The sequence below is a fragment of the Burkholderia seminalis genome, assembly GCF_001718535.1.
Taxonomy (GTDB): Bacteria; Pseudomonadota; Gammaproteobacteria; order Burkholderiales; family Burkholderiaceae; genus Burkholderia; species Burkholderia seminalis.
Genome location: NZ_CP013399.1, coordinates 614,637 through 640,202 on the forward strand (window position 1 = coordinate 614,637; position 25,566 = coordinate 640,202).

19 protein-coding genes are annotated in these 25,566 nt (G+C 66.3%); 7 read left to right on the plus strand and 12 right to left on the minus strand.

All coding sequences use genetic code 11. The features are described 5' to 3' along the window. Window positions 1-36: 36 nt before the first annotated feature. The 4 genes from WJ12_RS18595 to WJ12_RS18605 form a co-directional block, all read right to left on the minus strand. Window positions 37-1,113, minus strand: coding sequence for a sugar transferase (locus WJ12_RS18595; protein ID WP_034190904.1), 1,077 nt, complete (start codon window positions 1,111-1,113; stop codon window positions 37-39). An 86-nt stretch (window positions 1,114-1,199) separates the two neighbouring features. Beyond that, complete coding sequence (locus tag WJ12_RS35965; RefSeq protein ID WP_124670535.1) at window positions 1,200-1,382, minus strand: hypothetical protein; 183 nt, start codon at window positions 1,380-1,382, stop codon at window positions 1,200-1,202. 552 nt (window positions 1,383-1,934) lie between these two features. Beyond that, on the minus strand, window positions 1,935-2,879 hold the full coding sequence (locus WJ12_RS18600; protein WP_226104035.1) for a GlxA family transcriptional regulator: 945 nt from the start codon (window positions 2,877-2,879) through the stop codon (window positions 1,935-1,937). Window positions 2,880-4,381: 1,502 nt separating this feature from the next. Then, window positions 4,382-5,290, minus strand: a complete 909-nt coding sequence (locus WJ12_RS18605) for a LysR family transcriptional regulator (protein ID WP_069245766.1) — start codon at window positions 5,288-5,290, stop codon at window positions 4,382-4,384. 113 nt (window positions 5,291-5,403) lie between these two features. Between WJ12_RS18605 and WJ12_RS18610 the strand changes: the two genes are divergently transcribed. The 7 genes from WJ12_RS18610 to WJ12_RS18640 all read left to right on the plus strand — a co-directional run bounded on the left by WJ12_RS18610 (window position 5,404) and on the right by WJ12_RS18640 (window position 14,740). Further along, entirely contained in the window at window positions 5,404-6,753 is a 1,350-nt protein-coding gene (locus WJ12_RS18610; RefSeq protein ID WP_059557972.1) for an MFS transporter, read from the plus strand. Next, window positions 6,750-7,790 (plus strand): alpha/beta fold hydrolase, encoded by a 1,041-nt coding sequence (locus WJ12_RS18615; RefSeq protein WP_059557974.1) that lies wholly within the window; start codon window positions 6,750-6,752, stop codon window positions 7,788-7,790. The genes WJ12_RS18610 and WJ12_RS18615 overlap by 4 nt, the downstream gene beginning before the upstream one ends. Before the next feature lie 25 nt (window positions 7,791-7,815). Continuing rightward, on the plus strand, window positions 7,816-9,471 hold the full coding sequence (locus WJ12_RS18620; RefSeq protein WP_059557976.1) for a tannase/feruloyl esterase family alpha/beta hydrolase: 1,656 nt from the start codon (window positions 7,816-7,818) through the stop codon (window positions 9,469-9,471). A gap of 723 nt (window positions 9,472-10,194) precedes the next feature. After that, on the plus strand, window positions 10,195-10,722 hold the full coding sequence (msrB, locus tag WJ12_RS18625) for a peptide-methionine (R)-S-oxide reductase MsrB (protein WP_059557978.1): 528 nt from the start codon (window positions 10,195-10,197) through the stop codon (window positions 10,720-10,722). Window positions 10,723-10,757: 35 nt separating this feature from the next. After that, entirely contained in the window at window positions 10,758-12,605 is a 1,848-nt protein-coding gene (locus WJ12_RS18630) for a cytochrome c biogenesis protein DipZ (protein WP_059557979.1), read from the plus strand. A gap of 55 nt (window positions 12,606-12,660) precedes the next feature. Next, on the plus strand, window positions 12,661-13,404 hold the full coding sequence (msrA, locus tag WJ12_RS18635; RefSeq protein ID WP_059558018.1) for a peptide-methionine (S)-S-oxide reductase MsrA: 744 nt from the start codon (window positions 12,661-12,663) through the stop codon (window positions 13,402-13,404). Window positions 13,405-13,624: 220 nt separating this feature from the next. Then, the gene (locus WJ12_RS18640; protein WP_059557981.1) at window positions 13,625-14,740 is read left to right on the plus strand and encodes an aromatic ring-hydroxylating oxygenase subunit alpha; all 1,116 of its coding nucleotides are present in this window, start codon (window positions 13,625-13,627) and stop codon (window positions 14,738-14,740) included. Between the two features lie 28 nt (window positions 14,741-14,768). Here the strand turns inward: WJ12_RS18640 and WJ12_RS18645 are convergent, their stop codons facing one another. The 8 genes from WJ12_RS18645 to WJ12_RS18680 form a co-directional block, all read right to left on the minus strand. Next, the gene (locus tag WJ12_RS18645) at window positions 14,769-15,158 is read right to left on the minus strand and encodes a cytidine deaminase (RefSeq protein WP_034190664.1); all 390 of its coding nucleotides are present in this window, start codon (window positions 15,156-15,158) and stop codon (window positions 14,769-14,771) included. 25 nt (window positions 15,159-15,183) lie between these two features. Further along, window positions 15,184-16,500, minus strand: a complete 1,317-nt coding sequence (gene deoA / locus WJ12_RS18650; protein WP_059557982.1) for a thymidine phosphorylase — start codon at window positions 16,498-16,500, stop codon at window positions 15,184-15,186. 39 nt (window positions 16,501-16,539) lie between these two features. After that, entirely contained in the window at window positions 16,540-17,814 is a 1,275-nt protein-coding gene (locus WJ12_RS18655; protein ID WP_034190666.1) for a NupC/NupG family nucleoside CNT transporter, read from the minus strand. Between the two features lie 255 nt (window positions 17,815-18,069). Then, complete coding sequence (hydA, locus tag WJ12_RS18660; protein WP_034190667.1) at window positions 18,070-19,527, minus strand: dihydropyrimidinase; 1,458 nt, start codon at window positions 19,525-19,527, stop codon at window positions 18,070-18,072. Window positions 19,528-19,579: 52 nt separating this feature from the next. Continuing rightward, entirely contained in the window at window positions 19,580-21,088 is a 1,509-nt protein-coding gene (locus tag WJ12_RS18665) for an NCS1 family nucleobase:cation symporter-1 (RefSeq protein WP_059557984.1), read from the minus strand. A gap of 101 nt (window positions 21,089-21,189) precedes the next feature. Further along, window positions 21,190-22,500, minus strand: coding sequence for an NAD-dependent dihydropyrimidine dehydrogenase subunit PreA (gene preA / locus WJ12_RS18670; RefSeq protein ID WP_034190669.1), 1,311 nt, complete (start codon window positions 22,498-22,500; stop codon window positions 21,190-21,192). Window positions 22,501-22,554: 54 nt separating this feature from the next. Further along, on the minus strand, window positions 22,555-23,892 hold the full coding sequence (locus WJ12_RS18675) for an NAD(P)-dependent oxidoreductase (protein WP_034190670.1): 1,338 nt from the start codon (window positions 23,890-23,892) through the stop codon (window positions 22,555-22,557). A gap of 127 nt (window positions 23,893-24,019) precedes the next feature. Then, entirely contained in the window at window positions 24,020-25,300 is a 1,281-nt protein-coding gene (locus WJ12_RS18680) for a Zn-dependent hydrolase (RefSeq protein ID WP_059557986.1), read from the minus strand. Window positions 25,301-25,566 lie beyond the last annotated feature (266 nt).

The following is a 25,566-nucleotide window of genomic DNA, read 5'->3' on the forward strand; positions in this document are numbered from 1 at the left end:
CGCCGCCCATCCTTCGCGACGTGCGCGCGGCAGCGGCTAATACGCGCCCGATCCGCGCACCACCACGTTGATCGTCCGCAACAGGATGCCGATGTCGCGCCGCAGCGACCATTCGCGCACGTAGGACACGTCAAGCGACACGCGCGTCGAATAGTCGGTGTCGTTGCGGCCGCTGACCTGCCAGAGTCCGGTCATCCCCGGTTTCGCCATCAGGTAGTAGCGCACGTCGGTGCCGTAGCGTTCGAGTTCCGCCTCGACGATCGGTCGCGGCCCGACGAGGCTCATGTCGCCCTTCAGCACGTTCAGCAGCTGCGGCAGTTCGTCGAGACTCGTCTTGCGGAGCAGGCGTCCGATCGGCGTGATGCGGACATCGTTCTTCAGCTTGAATTCGCGATCCCATTCCGCGCGGGCGTCGGCATCGCGCTCGAGCAGCGCCTTGAGCACCGCATCGGCGTTCGTCACCATCGAGCGGAATTTCAGGCACTTGAAGCGCCGGCCGTCGCGGCCGACGCGCTCGTGCCCGAAGATCGCCGGGCCGCCGTCGCGCCGCACGATCCACGCGATGCCCAGCAATACCGGCGCCAGCATCAGGAGCAGCAACGACGCGCACACCAGGTCGAAGCCGCGCTTGACCAGGCGCTTCACGCGCCCCACCGCGCGGTGGCCGATCTCGCGCTGGCCGCGCAGGTCGGCGTGCGCGATGGCCGCCGCACGCATCCGATCGCCGGCACGCTCGATCATTCCGAAGAGCGCGAGCGTCAGCGCACGGAACGCGATCAGGCCGATCCCGCTGGCGAGCGTCCAGTACACGAACCACTCGCTCGACAGCACGTGCGCGCGATGCAGCATGTACAGCAGCGCGGTGCTCACGCCCTGCACGACGATCCACGCAAGCACGGTTCGACCAAGCACGTGCAGTGCCGAACGCGTGCGCGCCGCGTCGTAGATGCCACAGGCGGGAAATACCGACAAGGCCAGCGCGGCGGCAAACGCGACGAGCGCGCCGTCGAACAGCGTCCCGCGCGCGCCGCCGGTGGCACCGATCAACGCGGGAATGAACGCGCCCAGCACGATCAGCCCGATATCGGTCGCTCGATTGATCAACGAATTCATTGATATGAACTCCTAATTTTTTGTCCAGCATCCATCCGCGTTCCGCACCGGCACTTCACGTCAAAACTCATGGCGCCGCGAGGCGGTCATTCCGCTGTGCCGCGGCACGCTGCGGTGCGCTCGCCGGTCAGCGTGCCCATCCGTGTGCCCGTCGGAATGTCGTCACTTCCGTGTTTCCGCAGTGCATCATATTCATCGCGACTCGCGCATTTATCGCTTGCGTCCGAATTCGCCTTGTTGATGGCTGATGGAATCAAGGGTGAATCCATGCCGGATTTATCCGATCGCCCTCACGATTTTCCGGATAACATCCCGTGCGAAATGACGCACGTCTTTTCAGTGATTCTCGAATCACGACCGCTACGGCACTACGCCGCCTCCCGCCAATGCAGGATTCATGTTGCCGGTGCCATTCGCCACGCCAGACGGCGATTTCATCGCCGGGTGCCACGCGGAACAGACGAGCGAGCATCGGCGGTCAATCTCCGCGCGAATGCTGGTTCGAGGAATAAAAAGGCCTGCACGGTGCGCTCACGAACACACGGCAGGCAAAATTCCGAGGAGTACCGGGGTGCCGCCTCCTCGAAAGGCCAGTCGATAACCTAATCGAGCGGATACGCGGTTCGGGCGGCGGGTGTCGGACGGCGCCACGATTGTGGCCGAATCCGCCTTCGTCGCGCGTCGATCCACCGATATACGAATTTTGCAGTACGAATGGAGCGCCCTGTCATTCGAATGAAATACCGTTCATCCGGAAACTCATTACGCCCGGCACGATGAATTGCCGTATCGGCTTCGAGTGACGAAAGGCACGCTCGCGACTACGATGTCGCGTTGTTCATCCAGCTGCTCAGATCCGACGCATACAGCATTTCCGCCGAGGCTTCGCCGCCTTTTCGAGCAGCGGCCCGATACTCGGTTGGTGAAGTCTGCAAGTGCTGGCGAAACAGCTTGGCCATCCGGTCGCCGCTGCCAAGGCCGGTTCGTCTCGCGACCTTATCGGCCGGAAGGTCCGTTTCGATCAGCATGCGACAGGCCTTTTCAAGGCGGATTCTCAACACGAACTCGGTTGGCGTCACACCGATCTCGTTCTTGAATCGCCGGAGGAAATTGCGCTCGCTCATCGCGGCGGCCTGCGCCTCGTCCGCGATGGAGATCCGATTCTCGCTGTTGACGCGCAGATGATGAGCCGCGCGTCGGATCAAGGTGCTGGCGCGCGCGACACGAGCGCCGAACAGCACGTCGGTCAGCTTGCGGTTCGCACCGGATACCATGCACGCCACGATTTCCTGCGCGATTTCGTAACCCATGTCCACGCGCACGATCGACAACGCGTCCGAGAACGGCCCGTCGTCTTCGTCACCCGCACATTCGATGTCGTCGCGTCCGAGGTGCGAAGCGCCGTCGTCGTCCGCCGACGGCAACACCTTCTCGGCCTCCTTTTGCGCCAGGTGAATCTGCGTCAACAGCTTCCGGCCGCCACCGCTGCCCCTGACCACGCGCGCGCGCTGATGCGCGTGCCTGAGCCACGCGATCAATTGCTCGTCGAGAGCATCGATCCCACCCTCTCCGCTCAGGACGAACATCGCGTGAACCGTGCTTGCATCGAGCATGCGGGTGGCGTCCGTCCAGATTCCGACACCGGACGACGAACGAACCGGGCCGCCATGGATCGAATAAAGCCGCAATTCGTAGTGGTCGGCGAATGCGCCCTCGGCCCGACCTAGCTGATTGGCGAGTTCGAACACTGCCGCCAGCTTGCCCATCTGCATAATCGAAAAACCCTCGAGCAACAGTACGATTACGCTTACCCGTTGATGCCCGGTTCCGGAGCCTCTGCCACGATTCACGCTTAACCCCGCCGACGAATGATTCGATACTGTTTGCATCTTGCGGCCCTTTAACAATTTCTTACATTTCTTGATTTCTGCGCCGCATCATATGCGGCTGGGATTGTTAGCCGATTTATCAATGTCCGTTTCCGCCGTGTTGTTGTCGGAATCAATCAAGCCCGTGATGCGACCCTGTTTATTGACAATAGCCGGATGGAATGTGAATTAATTCTCAAAATTCGATAGAAAATTGACGCTAGTCATCGACAGCGGATATCGATCGGGATAACGGAAAACTCACCGGGCTCAGGATAATTGCGACGAAATTCGGGCCGCCCGGTGCATGACGCCCGTGAGCCGGTGGATCAGGGCTGGATGAGGGAAGATGTTTCGGCGACCGCATGGGTGTGCGGACCACCGCAAATTCGGGCAGTTGCCTCGATTATTCGTGCACCTCGGCGTCACGTTCAAATCGATGTCGCGTGCACGGGTCCCGGGTGTAATGCAGACGGCAATCGATGTAATCGGGTGAGCCCTGATCGGAAATTGCTGAACACGAATGGGTGGTGCGAAGTACGATTTGTATTCGCTTCGATATCGAGGCAAACGTTCGCGACGGACATATTCATCCGATGTCATTGGAAATCCACGCAGTATCCCGTGCTGTATCGACGCTCGAATAGCGGTGCAATTACCGAATATTTCGAAACGGTGCCACGCAAACGTTTCGTTAAATATGGATATACCCCTGATGGGCGCACCAAATTGATGCAGCAATGTCGCGCCGACGCCCTATTCGACATATCGACGTCGCCGGAGAGCGGCAAAATGCGACGCGTTGCGTTCGGACTCGTTTCGACGCTATTGGCACAGCTCGCGGCGTGCCACCGCGCCAAAGCCAATGTGCCTGCAGGCAGCGTGGCACACAAATTGACGGGATGGCCAGGCAATTCGTGAATACGATGACACGCGACCACGTCGCCTTCACGGCAGAAACCTGTCGTGGCGCCGGCAACGACGGATTCGATGCCGTTGTCCGACCGTATGAACGCGGTCGTGTCGCGACAGCCAGTCCGTCACGATTGGCGTTCCGGCCATGCGTTCGCATCAGGCGAGCCGGATAGAGGCACGTAGACCGTTTCGACATCCCAAACAAGAGGCTTGCAAAAGGCGGCGGGGCCATACATGCACGAAAAGCGTGAAATCGGCAAACCCTGCGGTCGGCTTTGCCTTCGGAGCGACCCGCATCCTGTACCGCCGGCAACCCGTTTTGCCCCGCCGGGCCACAGACCATCACCTGTAACCGATCGCTCCCCGCGATCACGCGATGCGACGGAGCGTCCGAGAAGGCAGCCCGCGCGTCCGGGAATTTGTCGACATTGCACAACGGAACTCGGCAGACCGCGCCATCCGTCAGGTGCTTGCCGTTCTCAGGTTTATTCGCGATGCGGGTGACGCTGGACAAACATCAGCAACGCTTCACGGAAATGCGACGCGGCGGGGTTTTGCAAATCATGCCGGGTAACGAGATGCAACGGCGCGCGAAACGCATGATCGCCGGCCACACGGCAGTAGCGCACGCTTTCCTGATGGTAACGTTGCATCGACGCCGGAACGAGCGATACGCCGCCGCCCGCCGCCACGAGATTGATTGCCGTCACCATGCGCGGCACCTCTTCCGCGACGTGCGGCTCGAATCCCTTCGCCTGACAAGCGCGAATGAAGTCCGCGTACATGCCGGGCGCACCCGGCCGACGCACGAAGATGAACGATTCGTTCGCGAGCTGTTTGAGCGACACGGAACGACTGCTGACCAGCCTGTGCCCCACCGGCAGCACCAGCAACATGCGTTCTTCGGCGAGGAGTTCGAAGCGTAGGTCAGCGGGCGTTTCGACCGGTTTGCGGAGAATGGCGGCATCCGCGCGGCCGTTCAACATCATTTCGATGATCTCCGCCGCATTCACCTCGCTCATCTCGATCGAAATCTCGGGGTACATGTCCCGAAAATTGCGAATAGCGGTAGGCGTAAGGGGGTGAAACGCCGCCGAACTCGTGAGCGCGATACGCACCGTGCCGATCCGGCCTTGCGCCACTCGGCGCGCATGGACGACGGCGTTGTTCAGTTCGAGCAGTACCGCACGCGCGCGTGCGGCGAAGATCTCGCCGGGCGCCGTCAACACGACGCCGCGGGGCTGCCGCACGAACAGCGCGAAGCCTAGTTCCTGTTCGAGTTCCTGAATCTGCTGCGACAACGGCGGCTGCTGGATATGCAGTCGCGCGGCGGCCCGAGTGAACTGACCTTCTTCGGCGACGGCGAGGAAATAGCGCAGCTGTCTGAGTTCCATCGTTTGTCTGGTATATGCGTTGGATATGGCAACCGTGTCTCATCGGTATTTTACATTCGCGACATCGACACGTACGCTTGCTTCAAAAGCTGGAAGCGCATCAAAGGAGACACATGCAATCCACCTTGCAAGCGGCTGTGCACGCGTCGGCCGCAACGGCACTCAGCCGTTCGCAAACCCGCCGCGCGGTGCTCGCGTCGGTCATCGGCAATGGCCTCGAGTGGTTCGACTTCCTCATCTACGGCTACTTCGCGAAGATCATCGCGCAGGTGTTTTTCCCTGTCGGCAACGGATTTGTGTCGATCACGCTGACGCTTGCGACGTTCGCGGTCGGCTTCGTGGTGAGGCCGCTAGGCGGCATCGTGATAGGCGCATGCGCGGACCGCTACGGTCGGCGCAAAACCTTGTCGCTGCTGATTCTGCTGATGGCGGCGAGCACGCTGATGATGGGCCTGACACCCAGTTACGCAGCCATCGGCATGGCCGCACCGCTCCTCGTCGTCCTCGCCCGTATTCTGCAAGGGCTCTCGGTGGGCGGCGAGTTCGCGACAGCGGCCGCGATGCTGACGGAATACGCGCCGCCAGGACGCAAGATGTTCTTCGGCAGTTTTCAGATGACGTCACAGGCCGTCGCGCTGCTTCTGTCGTCGCTGTGTTCGTACTTGCTCACCACGCAGCTGTCGCATCAGTCGCTCGTGACGTGGGGTTGGCGCGTGCCATTTCTGCTCGGCGCGCTGGTGGGGCCCGTGGGCTTCTACATCCGCCACAAGGTCGGCGAGTCGCCGGAATTCGTACAGTTGCGGGAGCGCCTTGGACATGCGCCACGCCAGTCGCTACGGACATTCATTCGCGAGCGCGGCGATGCGGCGCTATGCGCGATGGGCGTCATCATCATCGGCGCCGCGACCAATTATCTGTGGCACTCGTATATGCCGCTCTATGTCGAACACCAGTTGCATCTACCGCTCAAGAACGCGCTGTTCGGCACGGCGATCTCCGGATTGATCGGCATTGTCGGCTATCCGCTGGCAGGGAAGCTTGCCGACCGCTTCGGCGCGTATCGGCTGTTCTTTCCGGTGACGATCGCCTGGGTATGCGCTGCCTATCCGCTTTTCGCATGGGTGCTCGCGGCGCCCTCGCCCGAACGCGTCTTCAGCGCGCAGATAATCGCGACGGTCGTGCTCAGCGTCATGTCGGGCGCGCACCCCGGCATGCTGACGCAGTTGTTTCCGACGGCCATGCGTTCGACGGGCGTGGCGCTGTCGTACAACGTGGCCGTCACGCTGTTTGGTGGACTCGCGCCGCTCACCGTTTCGACATTGATCGACGTCACCGGCTCGCGCATCGTACCGGCGTGGTATCTGGTGTTCGCCGGCATCGTCTCGTTGTTGCTGGTCGGGTTCACGTCGTCCGGGCGACGCTTGCGCCACGAGCCCGACCTGTGGCCGGGTGATACAGCATGAGCGCCGCGATGTGCCTTCCCCGGAACCACGAGATGCGTCCACGCAACGAAGTACCCGTCAAAGTCGTCGCCAGCGAGCGGTTGACCGTTTCGACGTCACGCGGCGCAGCGAACGTGCCGCTGTTCACGGGCGGCACCGCCGCACGGGCCACCGCGACGCAGGTCGTCGTGATGCTGCACGGCCGATTGCGCGACGCCGACGCATACCTTCGATCGACGCAGCGCGCGCTCGACGCCTCCACGGCCGATGCGAAAAGCGTGATGCTCGCCGTGCCGCAATTTCTCGCGACGGCCGACGTCGCGTATCACCGGTTGGCGGACGCCTGTCTGCATTGGGAATGGACCTCGTGGATGGGCGGACTTGACGCAGTCGGTCCAGCGCCGCTCAGCTCGTTCGATGTGCTCGATGCGCTCGTCGAACATTACGTGCAGGGCATGCAGAGCGGCCGCTATCCGAAGCTGCGCGAGATCGTGATCGCGGGACATTCCGGAGGTGCGCAGGTCGCGCATCGGCACGCGATACTCAGCAACGCTACGGCATGTTGTCTCGCACGCGGTGTGAAAGTACGTTACGTCATCGCGAATCCTTCGTCGTATGTGTATTTCGACGCGTGGCGTCCGCACTGCGAGGGCATCGATCGAACCGCATGCGCCGGATTCAATGAATGGAAATACGGCACGTCGCGACTTCCCCGCTACGCGGACGGACTCGACGCGCAATCGCTCGAACGTCGTTATGTCGATCACGACGTCACCTATCTGCTCGGTGCGCACGACGACGATCCGGCGCACCCGGCTCTCGACCGCTCATGCGAGGCGATGATGCAAGGCCCGCACCGCCTCGCACGCGGCCGCGCGTACTACGCCTATCTGCGCGCCCGGCATCCGGCATTGCGGCATGTGCTGCATGAAGTTCAAGGCGCGGGGCACAGCGGCGATGCAATGTTCGTATCGCAGGCCGGCGTGTGCGCACTGTTCGGCCCCTCCGTTCGGCTCGCCAAATCTGGCGTCGAGCAGGCAGGCGGTGCTGTCGAATAGCAATCCATTCATCCTGGAGACGACGATGGACAACAGACCGTTGTGGGGGGCGCTCGCCCTCAGCCTTTGCATCAGCGGGTGCGGCGGCAATGAGTCGAGCGGCGGCGCTTCGGCGAGCTCGCCGCCACCGCCGTCAGCCGCGGCCCAATGTGGGGCATTGAACGGCCTGGCGATTCCGGCATCGTCGATTGCCGAGCCGACCGGCGGCGCGACGATCACGAGCGCCACGCTGGTGGAGGCCGCCGGTGAATATTGCCAGGTGAATGGGGCCATCGCTCCCGTCGATCCCGCGGCGCCGTCGATCAGGTTTCAGGTCAATCTGCCGACCCACTGGAACCGCAAGGCGCTGCATTATGGCGGCGGCGGCTTCGACGGTACGCTGATTACCGGCGTCGACGCGCTCGACATGGCGCCAACGGGCACGCCGACGCCGCTTGCCGACGGCTACGCGACGTTCGGCGACGATTCCGGGCATCAGAGCGCCAGCATCACCGACGGCAAGTTCGCCGCGAATGACGAGTCGCTGGCGAACTACGGCGGCCTGAGTCTGAAGAAGGCACACGACGTCGCGATGGCGCTCATCAGAAAGCGCTACGCGAGCGCGCCCGGCAAAACCTATTTCTTCGGCAGTTCTACAGGCGGTCGGGACGGGTTGAGCGAAGCGCAACGCTGGCCCGCCGACTATGACGGTATCGTCGTGAATCGCCCGGCGCTCAACTATACCGGGCTGCGTTTGAGCAATGTCGTGCTCGGCCGCGCACTCTACCTGAACAATGGCGCAGGCTGGCTCGATGTCGCCAAAACGGTACTGCTGCAAAATGCCGTCATGAGCGCGTGCGATGCGCTCGACGGTGTCGCCGACGGCATCGTGTCCAACGTGGCGGCGTGCAAGGCGCAATCGGCGACGGTGCTGGCGTCCGTGCGTTGCCCGAACGGCGCGGATTCGGGCGACACCTGTCTGTCGGATGCGCAGATCGCGACCATTCAGACCATCGCTGCACCGTTGCAATTGCCTTATCCGCTTGCGAACGGCGTGACGCAATACGCCGGCTACAACATCCTCGCCGGTTCGGTGTTCGCGGGGCCGTACACGACGCGTGATCTCGGCGAATCGAAAGTACCCGCGAATCCCGCGGGAAAGAAAGACGCGAACCAGTGGGTGACAGGCGATCAATGGGTCAAGTACTTTGTCACGCGCGTGCCCACGTTCGATTCGTTGACGTTCGATCCGGTCAATCCCGGTGCGTATCAGTCGCGCGTCCAGGCGCTATCGGCGCTGACCGATGCAACGAGCACCGACCTGAGCGCCTATGTCGCGAAAGGCGGCAAGCTCATCATGACGCACGGCCTTGCCGACGAGATCGTGAGCACCGACTCGAGCACCGACTATTACGCCGGTCTGGTGCAGCGCTTCGGACAAGGAACGGTCGACGGCTTCGTGCGGTTTTATCTGATGCCGGGGGTCGGCCATGGCACGGGCCCCTTTCATCCCGCCATCGATTCGCTATCCGCACTCGATGAATGGGTAGAAAGCGGCAAGGCACCTGAAACACTGACGATGAGCGACCTCAATGCCGCCACGCTCGGGAGGACGCGCCCGTTGTGCCGCTATCCACTGTGGCCCAAGTATATCGGTGGAGATGTAAAGGCAGCGGCGAGCTTCCAGTGCACTAGCTCGTAGCGCACGGCAGTTTTTCTCGTCATCGTCGTTGCCCGGTTGCACCGTCGTCTTTCAGGAACCCGAGCACAACGCCATCGCGTCGACGGGTGGAACGCGAGGATCGCTTGCGCGAACAAACGACCGTTTTGCCGTCGGTAATCCGATGTCACCGCTTCCAAACCGATTCGGCGTTCGCGAGTCTCGGGATGTCGGAGCACGGTCATCGCTCATGATCGTACTGTCGCGCAAGTCAATCGCACGCATGGGGTCGCGCTGCTCGAGTCCGCGGAGCGGGCGCCCCCCCTGTCGGGTGGTCACCCACGCTCGTCACGCAACGCGACGAAGCGATACGGATCGTCGCAACGGACTCAAGCAGGCAAAGCGCGCGATGCGAGCTGCCGCAGCACCGTCTCGGCGACCGTGCCGGGGCGCGTGCGGGTGGTATTCGACGCACTTGGCGAATTGCTCAAGGATTGCGAGGACAGGCGGATCTGACTCCGGATTCGCTACGCAACTCAACGAAAACTAAAAAAACACTTAAAAACGCGGCGCGAACCGCTGCGCGGTAAATATCGTCAGCTCACCCGTCCGAAGACGCTTGCCAGCTGGCACATCGACGGATTCCACCGCCCCCCTCGGAACACCCCAGATGTCACGATTCATTTAACTTTCCGTGAGGACTTCGACACCGGCCGCTGCCTACGATGGGCGCATGTTTTCAGGACCTGCTTCCAGGAGCCCATCATGCCCACCCGCAGACATCTGCTGTTCGCCGGCGCCACCGGTCTTGCCGCGCTCGCGGCGCTGTCGTCCGCCGGACGGCGTGCGCTGGTCGGCCGGGCGTTCGCCGCGCCGCCGGCCGGCGCACCGGCGGCCCCTTTCGAGATCACGCTCAGCGATGCCGAATGGCATCGCCGGCTCACGCCCGCCCAGTACACGATCCTGCGCGAAGCCGGCACCGAGCGGCCGTACAGCAGCCCGCTGAACGACGAACACCGGGCCGGCACGTTCGCGTGCGCCGGCTGCGCGCTCGCGCTGTTCTCGTCCGCCACCAAGTTCGACAGCCATACGGGCTGGCCGAGCTTCTGGAAGCCGCTCGACCACGCGGTCGACACCCACACCGACACGACGTTCGGGATGGTCCGCACCGAAGTGCACTGCCGGCGCTGCGGCGGGCACCTCGGCCACGTGTTCGACGACGGCCCGCAGCCGACCGGCCTGCGCTACTGCATGAACGGCCTCGCGCTCACCTTCCATCCGGCCGCCGCCTGATCCGGCCCCCCTTCCGACCGACTGGAGAACGCACCATGCTGCTCATCGTCCTTGCCTATCTCGGGGGCGTGCTCACGATCCTGAGCCCCTGCATCCTGCCCGTGCTGCCGTTCGTGTTCGCCCGCGCCGACCAGCCGTTCGTGCGCACCGGCCTGCCACTGCTCGCCGGCATGGCGCTCACGTTCGCCGTCGTCGCGACGCTCGCCGCCGTCGGCGGCGGCTGGGTCGCGCAGGCGAACCAGGCCGGCCGCTGGATCGCGATCGTCCTGCTCGCCGTATTCGGCCTGACGCTGCTGATGCCGCGCTTCGCGGAACACCTGACGCGCCCGCTCGTCGCGGCCGGCAACCGGCTCACCGGCTTCGCGCAGCGCGACGGCCGCCCGGCCGGCCCCGCATCGTCGCTGCTGCTCGGCGTCGCGACCGGCCTGCTGTGGGCGCCGTGCGCGGGCCCGATCCTCGGGCTCGTGCTGACCGGCGCCGCCCTGCGCGGCGCGAGCGTCGGTACGACGCTGCTGCTCGTCGCGTATGCGGCCGGCGCGGCGACCTCGCTCGGCGTGGCGCTCGTGATCGGCGGCAAGGTGTTCGCCGCGATGAAGCGCTCGCTCGGCGCCGGCGAATGGATCCGGCGCGGGATCGGCGCGGCACTGCTGGCCGGCGTCGGCGCGATCGCGCTCGGCCTCGACACCGGCGCACTTGCGCAGCTGTCGACCGTCACGACGGGCGGCCTCGAGACGAAGCTGGTCGACCGCCTCGGCGGACGCTCGAACGGTGCACCGGCCGCGATGGCCGCGACCGGCACCGCTGCCGACAGCGCAACCGGCGGCGCGATGATGGCCGCGGCCGCCGACGGCGCTCCGGCCGGCGGCGGTGCGATGATGCGCGCGGCCGTCACGACGCCGTCCGCGCTGCCCGTCGAAGGCACGCTGCCGTCGCTCGACGGCGCCGTGCAGTGGCTGAACTCGCCGCCGCTGACCGCGGCCGGCCTGCGCGGCAAGGTCGTGCTGGTCGATTTCTGGACGTATTCATGCATCAACTGCCTGCGCACGCTGCCGTACACGAACGCGTGGGCACGCAAGTACGCGCCGTACGGGCTCGTCGTGATCGGTGTGCACGCACCGGAATTCGCGTTCGAGCGCGACATCGGCAACGTGAAGAAGGCCGTGCACGACCTGGGCATCGACTACCCGGTCGCGATCGACAACGGCTATGCGATCTGGCGCGCATTCAACAACGAATACTGGCCGGCGCACTACTTCGTCGACGCGCAAGGGCGCGTGCGCCATCACCACTTCGGCGAAGGCGAATACGCGCAGTCGGAGCGCGCGATCCAGTCGCTGCTCGCGGAAGCCGGCCATCCGGAAGCGCTGAACGTGCCGCTCGGGCTGGCCGGTGCGCCCGCGAACGGGGCGCTCGCGGCGGCCGACAGCGCGGACGTCCGCTCGCCCGAAACTTATGTCGGCTACACGCGTGCGGAGAGCTTCACGTCGCCGGGCGGCGCCGTGCGCGATGCGGCGCACCGCTACGACGCGCCGGCCCGGCCGGACCTCAACGACTGGGGCCTCGCGGGCACCTGGAACGTCGGTGCCGAGCGCGCGTCGCTCGCCGCGCCGGACGGCCGGATCGTGTACCGCTTCCATGCGCGCGACCTGCACCTCGTGCTCGGCCCGGGTGCGAACGGCCAGCCCGTGCGCTTTCGCGTGACGCTCGACGGCGCGGCCCCCGGCGCCGCGCACGGCACCGACGTCGACGCGCAGGGCTACGGCACCGTCACCGGCCAGCGCCTGTATCAGCTCGTACGGCAGCCGGGAGCGATCGCCGATCGCACGTTCGCGATCGAGTTCCTCGATCCCGGTGTCGATGCGTACGCATTCACTTTCGGTTGATCGCGTGCGCCGCCACCCGGCGCCGTGTCCCCGACCCATTGAAAAGGAGCAAATGATGATCCCGATCTCCCCCCGTGATGCCGCGGCGCGACGGCGCGCGACCTTGCTGCGCCGCATCGGCGCCGTCGCCTTCGCGGCCGCCGCCGTGTTCGGCTACCAGCGTATCGTCAATTCCGCCGAGCCGATGCGCACCGTGCCCGCCCCGACGCTCGACGAGACGTCCGGCGCGTCGCACGACGAAACGGCCGTGCTCGCCGGCGGCTGCTTCTGGGGCGTACAGGGCGTGTTCGAGCACGTCAAGGGCGTGAAGCAGGTCACCGCGGGCTATGCGGGCGGCGCGTCCGAAACCGCGCACTACGCGCTCGTCGGCTCGGGGCTGACGGGGCATGCGGAATCGGTGCGCATCGTCTACGACCCGACGCAGATCACGTACGGCCGGCTGCTGCAGGTGTTCTTCTCGGTCGCGCACGATCCGACCGAACTCAACCGGCAGGGCCCCGATGAAGGATCGCAGTACCGGTCCGCGATCTTCCCGACCACCGCGCAGCAACGCGCGGTCGCGACCGCGTACATCGCGCAGCTCGGCACGGCGCACGTGTTCCCGGCGCCCGTCGTCACGCGGGTCGAGGACTACAAGGGGTTCTATCCGGCCGAGGCGTATCACCAGAACTACCTCGAACTGCATCCCGACGCGCCGTATATCGCGTTCAACGACCTGCCGAAGGTCGCCGGGCTGAAGCAGCGTTTCCCGGCGCTGTACCGTTCCGACGCGGTGCTGTGGCGCGACGCCCGTTCATGACCCGCCACCGGCCGCGTAACGGGATACCGCCCGCCGCGCGGCCGGGCACGACCGGCGCGCGCCGCCTGCGTCCCGATTTGCGCCGCATCAACGAAACTCGTCGCGCCATGCCGGGGCAAACCCGCATCGCGTCCGCCGTCGCGGGCAACTTCGCGTAGACTTCTCCAGATCCCCGCCGCTTCTTGCGGCGCCCGGACTACCCGCCCAGGAGGCGTCACGCATGCTCGCAGTGCCTTTGCCTGACAGCAACACCGTTGGAGAATCGTCCTCCGGCGCCACCGTGCGCGACCTGCGCCGTGTGCCGATTCATCCCGATCACTGGTACCCGCTCGCGTGGTCGCGCGAGCTCAAGCGCGGCAAGACGCTCGGCGTGCACTTCGCCGGCGAGCCGATCGTGCTCGTGCGCACCGAGTCCGGCGCCGTGTACGCGCTCGAGGATCGTTGCGCGCACCGCCAGGTGCCGCTGCACGCGGGCGTCGTCAGCGGCGAAACGCTGCGCTGCTGCTATCACGGCTGGACCTACGCGTGCGACAGCGGCCGCTGCGTCGACGTGCCCTATCTCGGCCGCGAGCGCTTGCCCAACGGCGTGCGCGCGTATCCGTGCCGCGAGGCGCACGGGCTGATCTTCGTGTTCCCGGGCGACGCGACGCTCGCCGAGGAACGGCCGTTCCCCGCCCTCGAATCGGCGGACAACCGCGCGTACAAGACGCGCCGTTTCGGCCGCGAGGTCAAGTGCCACTACTCGTTCATGCACGAGAACCTGATGGACATGAACCATCAGTTCCTGCACCGCAAGCAGATGGGGCAGATGCGCGCGCGCTCGGTGGGCCGTCGCCGCGGCGACGACTGGGTCGAGGTCGACTACACGTTCGCGCGGATGGAAGGCAAGCAGCCGGTCGGCGAGGCGCTCGTGTTTGGCGCGAGCAAGAAGCCGGCCGACCAGTCCGACAAGAGCGTGATGACGGTGCGCACCGGCTACCCGTACCAGACGCTGCAGATCCGTTCGAGCGAAGGCACGCTCGTGATGGACCTGTGGATCGTCTACGTGCCGCTCGACGCCGAACAGCGCACCAACCGCACGTTCGGCCTGCTGTCGATCCACAAGCCCGGCATCCCGTTCGCGCTCGATCTCGCGTGGCCGCTGCTCGTGTGGTTCACCGAGCGCATCTTCCGCGAGGATCGCTGGATCGTCGAGCGCGAACAGGAAGCGCACGATCGCCAGGGCGCCGACTGGAACCACGAGGTGTTTCCGGTCATCAACGAGCTGCGCGACCTGCTGCGCCAGTGCGGCGCGCGCACCGTGATCCCGATCTGCGAAACGCGCGAAGGCGCGTGACGCGTGCGACCCGCCGCGGCGCGCGCCGTTACAGACTGAACGCGCCCGGCAGCAACGCACGGGCCGTCGTGACCTCGACGGCCCCCTTCAGGTTGGCGAGGATCACTTCGATGTCGGGCAAGCCGATCTCGATGATCACCTGACGGCACGCACCGCACGGCGCGATCGGGCCGTCCGTGTCGCCGACCACCGCGAGCCGTGCAAAGTCGCCCGGGCGATAGCCGGCGGCGATCGCCGAGAACATCGCCGTGCGCTCCGCGCAATTGCACAATCCGTAGGACGCGTTCTCGACGTTGCAGCCGTGGAAGACCGTCCCGTCGCGCGCCTGCAGCGCCGCGCCGACCTTGAAGCGCGAATACGGCGCATACGCGCGTTCGCGCGCCGCCCTGGCCTGTTCGATCAGTTCGTCTCGTTCCATCGAAATGATGCCTCCGGGAGTGGGGTCAGCCGATCTGCTGGTAAAGGGTGGGTGGCGCTTCGCCCGTCTCGCCGAGCACGTAGCTGCGCCGCACCGCGTCCACCGCGTGTGCAGCCGCCGCGCCGTCGCGCGCATGCACGTAGCCGAGCGGCTCGCCGGCCTCGACGCGCTGCCCGATCTCCGCCAGCGCCGTCAGTCCGACGCTGACGTCGATCGCGTCCTCCGCGCGCGTGCGGCCGCCGCCGAGCGCGACGACCGCCAGCCCGAGCCCGCGGCAATCGACCCGCTGCACCACGCCGGTCGCCGGCGCGGGAACCGGCACGATCACCGCCGCGCGCGCCAGATGCCGGGCGGGCACGTCGATCAGGTCCGCGGGGCCGCCGAGCGCCGCGACCATTCTCGCGAAGCGTTCGGTCGCCGCACCCGAATCGAGCGCCTCCTGCAGCTTCGCGCGCGCCGCCGCGACGTCGCGCGCCAGCCCGCCCGTGACGAGCAGCTCCGCCGACAGCGCCATCGTGACGTCATGCAGGCGCGCCGGGCGCGACTTGCCCGTCAGGTAGTCGATCGCGCAGGCGACTTCGAGCGCATTGCCCGCGCACGGCGCGAGCGACTGGTTCATGTCGGTGAGGATCGCGGTCGTCTTCATGCCGGCGCCGTTGCCGACGTCGACGATGCTGCGCGCCAGTTCCGCCGATTTCTCCGCGGTCGGCATGAAGGCGCCGGAGCCGACCTTCACGTCCATCACGAGCCCGTCGAGCCCCGCCGCGAGTTTCTTCGACAGGATCGACGCGGTGATCATCGCGACCGACTCGACGGTCGCCGTCACGTCGCGAATCGCATAGATGCGCTTGTCGGCCGGCGCGAGCCGGGCGGTCTGCCCGATGATCGCGACGCCGACCTCGCGCACCGTGCGACGAAACGCATCCGTCGCGGGCATCACGTCGTAGCCGGGAATCGCGCTGAGCTTGTCGAGCGTGCCGCCCGTATGGCCGAGCCCGCGCCCGGAGATCATCGGCACGTAGCCGCCGCACGCGGCCACCATCGGCCCGAGCATCAGCGACACCACATCGCCGACGCCGCCGGTCGAATGCTTGTCGATCACCGGCCCGTCGAGATCGAGCGCGCGCCAGTCGAGCACGTCGCCCGAGTCGCGCTGCGCGAGCGTCAGCGCAACGCGCTCCTCGGTGCTCAGGTCGTTGAAATACACGGCCATCGCGAACGCGGCCACCTGGCCCTCGGTCACGCTGCCGTCGGTCACGCCGCGCACGAACGCGGCAATCCCGTCGCGATCGAGCGGTTGCCCGTCGCGCTTCCTGCGAATGAATTCCTGCGGTAGAAACATCGTTGCCTCTCTTCGAACGGTCGGAGTCTACTGCACGATTCAATGCAGCGAAAAGAACAGCCCGGCAATCGCGGCGCTCATCAGGTTCGACAGCGTGGCCGCCGTCAGCGCGCGCAGGCCGTACCGCGCGACTTCCGAGCGGCGCTCCGGCGCGACCGCGCTGAAGCCGCCCGCGAGAATCGCGATCGACGAGAAGTTCGCGAAGCCGCACAGCGCGAACGACACGATCGCGAGCGTCTTCGGGTCGAGCACCTGCAGGCCGGCCGCCGCGACGTGCTCGCCGCCCTTCAGGTAGGGCGACAGGTCGCCGTACGCGACGAACTCGTTGAAGATCAGCTTCTCGCCGATGAAGTTGCCGGCGAGCGTCGCATCGTGCCACGGCACGCCGATGATCCACGCCAGCGGCGCGAACAGGTGGCCGATGATGCCCACCAGCGTGACCTGCGGAAAGCCCGCGAACGCGGCCGCGCCGCCGACGATCAGGTTCATCAGCGCGATCAGCCCGACGAACGCGATCAGCATCGCGCCGACGTTGATCGCGATGCGCAGCCCGACCGACGCGCCGGATGCCGCGGCCTCGATCACGTTCGCGGCGCGCTTGTCGTCGAAATCGAGACCGTCGACCACGACGCGGCTCGGTTCGACGGTCGGAAACAGCAGCTTGCCGAACAGCAGGCCGCCGGGCACGGCCATGAACGACGCGGCGAGCAGGTATTCCATCTTCACGCCGAGGCCGGCATAGCCGACCAGCACCGAGCCCGCGACCGACGCCATGCCGCTCGCCATCACCGTGAAGATCTCGGCGCTCGTCATGTTCCGCACGAACGGCTTCACGAGCGCGGGCATCTCGCTCTGCCCGAGGAAGATCGTCGCGACGGCCGAACATGCCTCGATGCGGCTCACGCCGAGCACTTTCGCGAGCCCCGCGCCGAGGATCGCGACGATCCACTTCATCACGCCGATGTAGTACAGCACCGAGATCAGCGCGGTGACGAAGATGATCATCGGCAGCACGCGCAAGCCGAACACGAATCCGCCGTCGCCGAACAGCTGGAACATCCGCGCGTCGACCAGCCCGCCGAACACGAACGCGATGCCGTGATTGCCCATGTCGAGCACGCGATTGACGCCGTTCGCGGCCCCGGCCAGCGCCGCGCGGCCCGACGGCACGAACAGCACCAGCGCGCCGATCGCGAACTGCGTGAGCAGCGCGGCGATCATCGTCCGGCCGCTCACCGCCCGACGATTGTTCGACAGCAGATAGGCAACCAGCAACAGGAACAGCATACCGAGGAGACTGCGCAGAATATCCACCTTGTGCTCCTTTCTCACTATTTGAACTGTCCGGCGAGCGGCCCTGGCTCGCGGCCCCTGCATGGGGTGGGTGGATGTTACTCGCTCGATACGCGCGCCTGCAACGCCGACAAAATCACCGTGACCAGCCGCATCGATCGTTTCCCGTTTCGCATCTATCCGACTTGATCAGTTGTTCTATCTACCTGGCGGAAAACGCACGCGGGGCATGCCGCTCTCCGCTCGAACGGACATGCCCCGCATGACACGCGTCGTTCAACCCGCGCGCTCGACCGGATGCGGTTCGCGCAACCGGTTCGCGATCCGCGCGGCCTCGTAGTAGCCGGCCGCCGGCGGACGCTCCAGGTAGCGGCCCGCGCCGCGCACCGCGCGCAGCTCGCCGTCGGCCCACGCGAGCGCGCCGCGCGTGAGCGTGTGCGTCGCGACGCCCTGCACCGTCATCCCCTCGAACACGTTGAAGTCGACCTGCTGGTGATGGGTCTTCACCGAGATCGTCTTCGTCGCGGCCGGATCCCACACGACGAGGTCGGCATCGGCGCCGACCTGCACCGCGCCCTTGCGCGGATACAGGTTGAAGATCTGCGCGGCGTTCGTCGACGTGATCCGCACGAACTCGTTCGGCGTGATGCGGCCATGATTCACGCCGTGATGCCACAGCACCGACATGCGATCCTCGACACCGCCGCAACCGTTCGGGATCTTCGTGAAATCGTTGCGGCCCATCGCCTTCTGCGATGCGCAGAACACGCAGTGATCGGTCGCCGTCGTATGCAGCTGCCCCGACTGCAGCCCGCGCCACAGCGCCTCGCGATGCTCGGCCGAGCGGAACGGCGGGCTCATCACGTGCGCGGCCGCACGCGTCCAGTCCGGGTCGCGATAGACGGCCTCGTCGATCACCAGGTGGCCCGGCAGCACTTCGCCGAACACGCGCAGCCCTTCGCCGCGCGCGCGCGTGATCACGTCGACCGCGTCCTTGGCCGACACATGCACGATGTACACGGGCACGCCGAGCACCTGCGCGATGCGGATCGCGCGGTTCGCGGCCTCGCCTTCGACCTCCGGCGGCCGCGACAGCGGATGCGCCTCCGGCCCCGTCATGCCGCGCGCGAGCAGCGCCTGCTGCAGCCGGAACACGAGCTCGCCGTTCTCCGCGTGCACGGTCGGCAGCGCGCCGAGTTCGAGCGAACGCGTGAAGCTGTTCACGAGAATCTCGTCGTCGGCCATGATCGCGTTCTTGTACGCCATGAAGTGCTTGAAACTCGACACGCCATGCTCGCGCACGAGCGTGCCCATGTCGCGGTGCACGCTCTCGTCCCACCACGTCACGGCCACGTGGAAACCGTAGTCGGCCGCCGATTTCTCGGCCCAGCCGCGCCACTCGCGGAACGCGTCCATCAGCGGCTGCTTCGGGCTCGGGATCACGAAGTCGATGATGCTCGTCGTGCCGCCCGACAGCCCGGCGGCCGTGCCCGAGTAGAAATCGTCGCTCGCGGTCGTGCCCATGAACGGCAGTTCCATGTGCGTATGCGGATCGATGCCGCCCGGCATCACGTACTGGTCGTGCGCGTCGACGACGCTCGCGCCGGCCGGCGCGTCGATCTGCTCGGCGATCTGCAGGATCGTGCCGCCGTCCTGCGGATCCGCGCAAAGCACGTCCGCGCGATAGGAGCGGTCCGCATCGACCACGGTGCCGCCGCGAATCAGGATTGCCATGTGGTTGCCTCCTCGTTGACTGTCGGGTGCCGCTCGACACGCATGTCGCGCGTCATGCGCTCGCGATCTGCGCGTGCTGTCCGGCGCGCCACTTCATCCAGGTGCCGTACACGCCGGACGCCAGCACGAGGCCGACGAACCACGCGTACGTGTAGAGCGTGTTAAAGAACGCCGGCACGTTCGGGAACGACGCCGGAAAGGCGGTATGCAGGAAGCCGGGCAGGTTCGGCAGCACGCCGACCGTGAGCGCGGCGAGCGCGGCCGGGTTCCAGCCGCGCGCGTAGCTAAAGCCGCCGCGTTCGTCGAACAGCGCGCGCGTATCCAGCTGCGTGCCGCGGATCAGGAAGTAGTCGACCATCATGATGCCGGCGACCGGCCCGAGCAGCGCCGAGTACCCGACGAGCCAGGTGAAGATGTAGCCGTCCGTCGTCGCGAGGATCTTCCACGGCATCATCACGATCGCGATCGTCGCGGTGATCATCCCGCCGGTACGGTACGAGATCGCCTTCGGCCACAGGCTCGAGAAGTCGTACGCCGGGCCGACGAGATTCGCGGCGAGGTTGCAGCACATCGTGTCGAGCGTGAGGATCACGAGCGCGATGCCGACGCCGATGCCCGTCATGCGGCTCGTCAGGTCGATCGGATCCCAGATCGCGTTGCCGTAGATCACGACGGTCGCCGACGTCACGACGACCGACACCACCGACAGCAGCGCCATCGGCAGCGGCAGCCCGATCGACTGCCCGATCATCTGGTCGCGCTGCGACTGCGCGAAGCGCGTGAAATCGGGGATATTCAGCGCGAGCGTCGCCCAGAAGCCGACCATCGCCGTCAGGCCCGGCCAGAACGTCGCCCAGAACAGCCCGGCCTTCTTGCCGCCGGCCGCGAACTGCGACGGCGCCGACAGCATCGAGCCGAACCCGCCGGCCTTCGACGTCGCCCACCACACGAGCGCCACGCACATCACGACCTTGATCGGCGCGGACCAGCTCTCGAGCCAGCGGATCGAATCGGTCCCGTGCCAGATGAAGTACAGCTGCAGCACCCAGAACACGAGGAAGCACGCGAGCTGCCCGAACGAGATGCCGACGAGCGGCAGCGCCGCGCCGTGCAGTGCGTTGCCGGTCAGGATGTTCAGCAGCGTGTAGATCGCGCTGCCGCCGAGCCAGGTCTGAATGCCGTACCAGCCGCACGCGACGATCGCGCGCAACAGCGCCGGCAGCTTCGCGCCCTGCGTGCCGAACGACGCGCGCACGAGCACCGCGTACGGAATGCCGTGCTTCGCGCCCGCATGGCCGATCAGGAGCATCGGCGCGAGCACGATCAGGTTGCCGAGCAGCACCGTCATCACCGCCTGCCACGGCGACATCCCTTCCTGGATCAGCCCGGCCGCGAGCATGTACGACGCGATGTTCATCACCATCCCGACCCACAGCGCCGCGAAGTGATACCACTTCCACGTGCGCTGCGCCGGCGTCGTCGGCGCGAGGTCGTCGTTGTACAGGCTGCCGCCCCGCGCCGCGGCGCTGTCGGGATCGGCGGGATTCGCTGCGGATGTCATCGATCGCACTCCACGAAAAACGTCAGCGCCGGCATCGTGCGATGCCGGCCCAGGGGTCACGAAAAGCGGCGGCGCGGACATTGCGCGCCGCCGGACGCCGGTCAGGCCGCCTTCGCATGCTTCTCGGGTGGCGCCGCGGTGCCCGCACCGGCTTCGGCACTCGCCGGATTGTTCGGATGCGTGGTCCAGTTCGCGTAGTCGCCCGAATCGACACGCTCCATCGTGATACATTGCTCGACCGGACACACGTGCATGCAAAGATTGCACCCGACGCACTCCGAGTCGACCACTTCGAAGTGCCGCACGCCGTCCTTCGTCGCCGTGATCGCCTGGTGCGACGTGTCCTCGCACGCGATATGGCACAGCCCGCACTGGATGCAGCGGTCCTGGTCGATGCGTGCCTTGATGTCGTACTTCAGGTTCAGGTATTTCCAGTCGGTCACGTTCGGCACCGCGCGGCCGCGAATATCGTCGAGCGTCGCGTAGCCCTTCTCGTCCATCCAGTTCGACAGCCCGTCGGCGAGATCCGACACGATCCGGAATCCGTAATGCATCGCCGCGGTGCACACCTGCACGCTGCCGGCGCCGAGCACCATGAACTCGGCCGCGTCGCGCCATGACGAGATGCCGCCGATGCCCGAGATCGGCAGGTTCGGCGTTTCGGGGTCGCGTGCGATCTCGGCCACCATGTTCAGTGCGATCGGCTTCACGGCCGGCCCGCAATAGCCGCCATGCGTGCCCTTGCCGTCGACCGTCGGCATCGGCGCCATCTGATCGAGGTCGACCGCGACGATCGAGTTGATCGTGTTGATCAGCGACACGCCGTCCGCGCCGCCCTTGTACGCGGCGCGCGACCCCATCCGGATATCGCTGATGTTCGGCGTGAGCTTCACGAGGCACGGCAGCTTCGTGCCTTCCTTCACCCAGCGCGTGACCATCTCGACGTATTCGGGCACCTGCCCGACGGCCGCGCCCATGCCGCGCTCGCTCATCCCGTGCGGACAGCCGAAGTTGAGCTCGACCGCATCGGCCCCGGTATCCTCGACGAGCGGCAGGATCCATTTCCAGTCGCGTTCGTTGCACGGCACCATCAGCGACACGATCAGCGCGCGGTCCGGCCAGTCGCGCTTCACCTGCGCGATCTCTCTCAGGTTCACGTCGAGCGGACGGTCGGTGATCAGCTCGATGTTGTTCAGCCCCGCGATGCGCTGGCCGTTCCACTGCACGGCGCCGTAGCGCGAACTGACGTTGACGACGTGCGGATCGAGCCCGAGCGTCTTCCAGACGACGCCGCCCCAGCCCGCCTCGAAGGCGCGGTTGACGTTGTAGGCCTTGTCGGTCGGCGGCGCGGACGCCAGCCAGAACGGATTCGGCGAAGTGATGCCTGCGATGGTGCAGCGAAGGTCGGCCATGGTCGGCTCCAGAAGAATGGTGTCGTGATCGGTATGCCTGGATACGTCCCGCGTTCAGGCCGCCTTCGCGTCGCGCGCCGCCAGCGCCGCATCGATCGAGGCGGCCGCGCGCTTGCCGTCCTGCACCGCCTGCACCGTGAGGTCGATGCCGTCCGTCGCCGCGCAGTCGCCGCCGGCCCATACGTCGGGCAGCGCCGTACGCCCGTCGGCCTCCACCGCGATGCGCGTGCCGTCGGCCGTCAGCAACGCGGCCGCGATTCCGTCCGGCACCAGCGTCTGCCCGATCGCCTTCAGCACCATGTCCGCCTCGACGGTGAAGCGCTCGCCCGACGCCGCCTCGAATTCGACGCCGCTCACCTGCCCGTTCGCGCCCGCGATGCGCACGGGCTTCGCGTGCGTGACGAGCGTGACGCCGCTCTTCTGCGCAAATTCGCGCTCGGCCCACGTCGCGCTCATCGCGTCGACGCCGCGCCGATACACCATCGTCACGCGCTCGGCGCCGAGCTTGCGGCTCTGCACCGCCGCATCGATCGCCGTATTGCCGCCGCCGATCACGACCACGCGCCGCCCGACCGGCACGTTCTCGAGCCCGTCGGCCTGCCGCACCTGCTCGATGAAGTCGACCGCGTTCATCACGCCGCCCAGTTGCTCGCCGTCGATCGCGAGGGCCCGCACGCCGCCCAGACCCATCGCAAGGAACACCGCATCGTGCTGCTCGCGCAGCGCGTCGAGCGTCACGTCGCGGCCGAGCGCGACGCCCGTTGCCAGCGTGATGCCGCCGACCGACAGCAGCCACTCGACTTCGCGCTGCGCGAAATCGTCGACGGTCTTGTACGCGGCGATTCCGTATTCGTTGAGGCCGCCGGCCTTCGGGCGCGCGTCGAACAACGTGACGCGATGCCCGGCGAGCGCAAGCCGGTGCGCGCACGCGAGCCCGGCCGGCCCCGCGCCGACCACCGCGACATGGCGGCCCGTGTCGGGCGCGCGCCGGAACTGCACCGCGCCGGTCGCCATCGCCCAGTCGGTTGCGTGCCGCTGCAGCGCGCCGATCGCAACCGGCTGCGCATCCTGGTGATTCCGCACGCACGCGCCTTCGCACAGGATCTCGGTCGGGCAAACGCGCGCGCACATCCCGCCAAGCGGATTCGCGGACAGGATGTCGGTCGCGGCGCCCTTCAGGTTGCCGTTGCCGATCTTGCGGATGAAGCTCGGGATGTCGATCTGCGTCGGGCAGGCCTGCACGCACGGCGCGTCATAGCAGTAGTGGCAGCGGCTCGCGGCGGCCGCCGCGGCAGTCGGATCGAGCAGCGGCGCGATATCGGCGAATTCGCACGAGAGTTGCGTGGACGACAGGCGATGCGCGGCGATATCGCCGGTTGGCTTGGTGGTCATACGCGTTCCTTCGACTGAGTGGAGACAAAGCCGTCCCCGCCGGCTGCGAACGCACAGTCGGGGCGGTCATGCTGAGGCATCCTGCAATCAGGCGATACGCAGCCTGCCGACTGCTACGGTCGATGCGTCATGAAACCGGCTCGCAGGCGCGCGACAGCATCGCGTGCAGCAGCACGTTCGCGCCGGCCTCGATCCATGCGGGCGTCGCGTCCTCGATCTCGTTGTGGCTGATGCCGTCGACACACGGCACGAACACCATCGAGGTCGGCGCGACCTGCGCCAGATAACATGCGTCGTGTCCGGCACCCGATACGATGTCGCGATGCGAGTAGCCGAAGCGATCGGCCGCGCCGCGCACGGCCTCGACGCAGGCGGCATCGAACGCAACCGGCTTGTAATAGAAAATCTGCTCGAGCGCCGTGTCGAGCCCGATGTCGGCCGCGATGCGCGCGACACCGTCGCGCAGCGCCGCATCCATTTTTGCGAGCACCGCGTCGTCCGGATGCCGGAAGTCGACGGTGAAGAACACGCGGCCCGGAATCACGTTGCGCGAGTTCGGGTGGACCTGCATCATGCCGACCGTCGCGCAGCCGAACGGCGCGTGATCGAGGCCGATCCGGTTGACGAGATCGACGACGCGCGACGCACCGAGCAGCGCATCGCGGCGGCGCGGCATCGGCGTGGGCCCCGCGTGCGCTTCCTGGCCGGTGAACGTGATCTCGTACCAGCGCTGCCCCTGCGCATCGGTCACGACGCCGATCGTCTTGCATTCCGCTTCGAGAATCGGTCCCTGTTCGATATGCAGTTCGAACGCCGCGTGCAGCTTGCGCCCGCCGCACGGCACGTCGCCCGCGTAGCCGATGCGCGCCAGTTCCTCGCCGATCGTCTTGCCGTCCACGTCCTTGCGCGACAGCCCGTACTCGAGCGAAAAAACGCCCGCGAACACGCCGGACGCGACCATCGCGGGCGCGAAACGCGAGCCTTCCTCGTTGGTCCAGATCACGACCTCGACCGGATGCTCGGTCTCGATCCCGTGATCGTTGAGACTGCGAATCACCTCGAGGCCGCCGAGCACGCCGTAGATGCCGTCGAAGCGGCCGCCGGTCGGCTGCGAATCCGCGTGCGAGCCCGTGACGACCGGCGCCGCGTCGGCCACGCGGCCCGCGCGGCGCATGAACACGTTGCCCATCGTATCGACCGTCACCGTGCAGCCGGCGGCCTTCGCCCAGCCGACGATCAGGTCGCGGCCGGCCTTGTCGAGATCGGTCAGCGCGAGGCGGCACACGCCGCCTTTCGGCGTCGCGCCGATCTTCGCGACCTCCATCAGGCTCTCCCACAACCGCTTCCCGTCGACCTTGATCGACGTGTCGAGCGCTGCCCGCTTCACTGTTTCCGATACCGCATTCATTCGTATCGCTCCTGTGGGGTCGGTGATGTCGTCAGCCCGGTCTGTGCCGGTGCGCGTCATGCCGGTTTCGGGGCATGCGCGCCCATCGGCGGTGCATGCTTGTGTCGTGTGCGAAACCCGTCAAATCCTGTCCGATTGGACAGGTTTTAGACGATCAAAATCACCAAAGCAATCTCTTTCTTGCGGGAATGGACAGAGCGAGAAACGTGCCATCGCAACGCAGCATCGCGGTGGACGCGCTGTCCGCATGCGTGCGTTCGACGCGG

What these genes read in the sequence shown, in the direction of transcription:
- WJ12_RS18675 (WP_034190670.1), bottom strand. Translation starts at nt 23,892, where the DNA reads ATGACCACCAAGCCAACCGGCGATATCGCCGCGCATCGCCTGTCGTCC.
- WJ12_RS18645 (WP_034190664.1), bottom strand. Translation starts at nt 15,158, where the DNA reads ATGGAACGAGACGAACTGATCGAACAGGCCAGGGCGGCGCGCGAACGC.
- preA (WP_034190669.1), bottom strand. Translation starts at nt 22,500, where the DNA reads ATGGCCGACCTTCGCTGCACCATCGCAGGCATCACTTCGCCGAATCCG.
- msrA (WP_059558018.1), top strand. Translation starts at nt 12,661, where the DNA reads ATGATCCCGATCTCCCCCCGTGATGCCGCGGCGCGACGGCGCGCGACC.
- WJ12_RS18640 (WP_059557981.1), top strand. Translation starts at nt 13,625, where the DNA reads ATGCTCGCAGTGCCTTTGCCTGACAGCAACACCGTTGGAGAATCGTCC.
- WJ12_RS18680 (WP_059557986.1), bottom strand. Translation starts at nt 25,300, where the DNA reads ATGAATGCGGTATCGGAAACAGTGAAGCGGGCAGCGCTCGACACGTCG.
- WJ12_RS18615 (WP_059557974.1), top strand. Translation starts at nt 6,750, where the DNA reads ATGAGCGCCGCGATGTGCCTTCCCCGGAACCACGAGATGCGTCCACGC.
- deoA (WP_059557982.1), bottom strand. Translation starts at nt 16,500, where the DNA reads ATGTTTCTACCGCAGGAATTCATTCGCAGGAAGCGCGACGGGCAACCG.
- WJ12_RS18610 (WP_059557972.1), top strand. Translation starts at nt 5,404, where the DNA reads ATGCAATCCACCTTGCAAGCGGCTGTGCACGCGTCGGCCGCAACGGCA.
- msrB (WP_059557978.1), top strand. Translation starts at nt 10,195, where the DNA reads ATGCCCACCCGCAGACATCTGCTGTTCGCCGGCGCCACCGGTCTTGCC.
- WJ12_RS18620 (WP_059557976.1), top strand. Translation starts at nt 7,816, where the DNA reads ATGGACAACAGACCGTTGTGGGGGGCGCTCGCCCTCAGCCTTTGCATC.
- WJ12_RS35965 (WP_124670535.1), bottom strand. Translation starts at nt 1,382, where the DNA reads ATGGATTCACCCTTGATTCCATCAGCCATCAACAAGGCGAATTCGGAC.
- WJ12_RS18630 (WP_059557979.1), top strand. Translation starts at nt 10,758, where the DNA reads ATGCTGCTCATCGTCCTTGCCTATCTCGGGGGCGTGCTCACGATCCTG.
- WJ12_RS18665 (WP_059557984.1), bottom strand. Translation starts at nt 21,088, where the DNA reads ATGACATCCGCAGCGAATCCCGCCGATCCCGACAGCGCCGCGGCGCGG.
- hydA (WP_034190667.1), bottom strand. Translation starts at nt 19,527, where the DNA reads ATGGCAATCCTGATTCGCGGCGGCACCGTGGTCGATGCGGACCGCTCC.
- WJ12_RS18600 (WP_226104035.1), bottom strand. Translation starts at nt 2,879, where the DNA reads ATGGGCAAGCTGGCGGCAGTGTTCGAACTCGCCAATCAGCTAGGTCGG.
- WJ12_RS18605 (WP_069245766.1), bottom strand. Translation starts at nt 5,290, where the DNA reads ATGGAACTCAGACAGCTGCGCTATTTCCTCGCCGTCGCCGAAGAAGGT.
- WJ12_RS18595 (WP_034190904.1), bottom strand. Translation starts at nt 1,113, where the DNA reads ATGAATTCGTTGATCAATCGAGCGACCGATATCGGGCTGATCGTGCTG.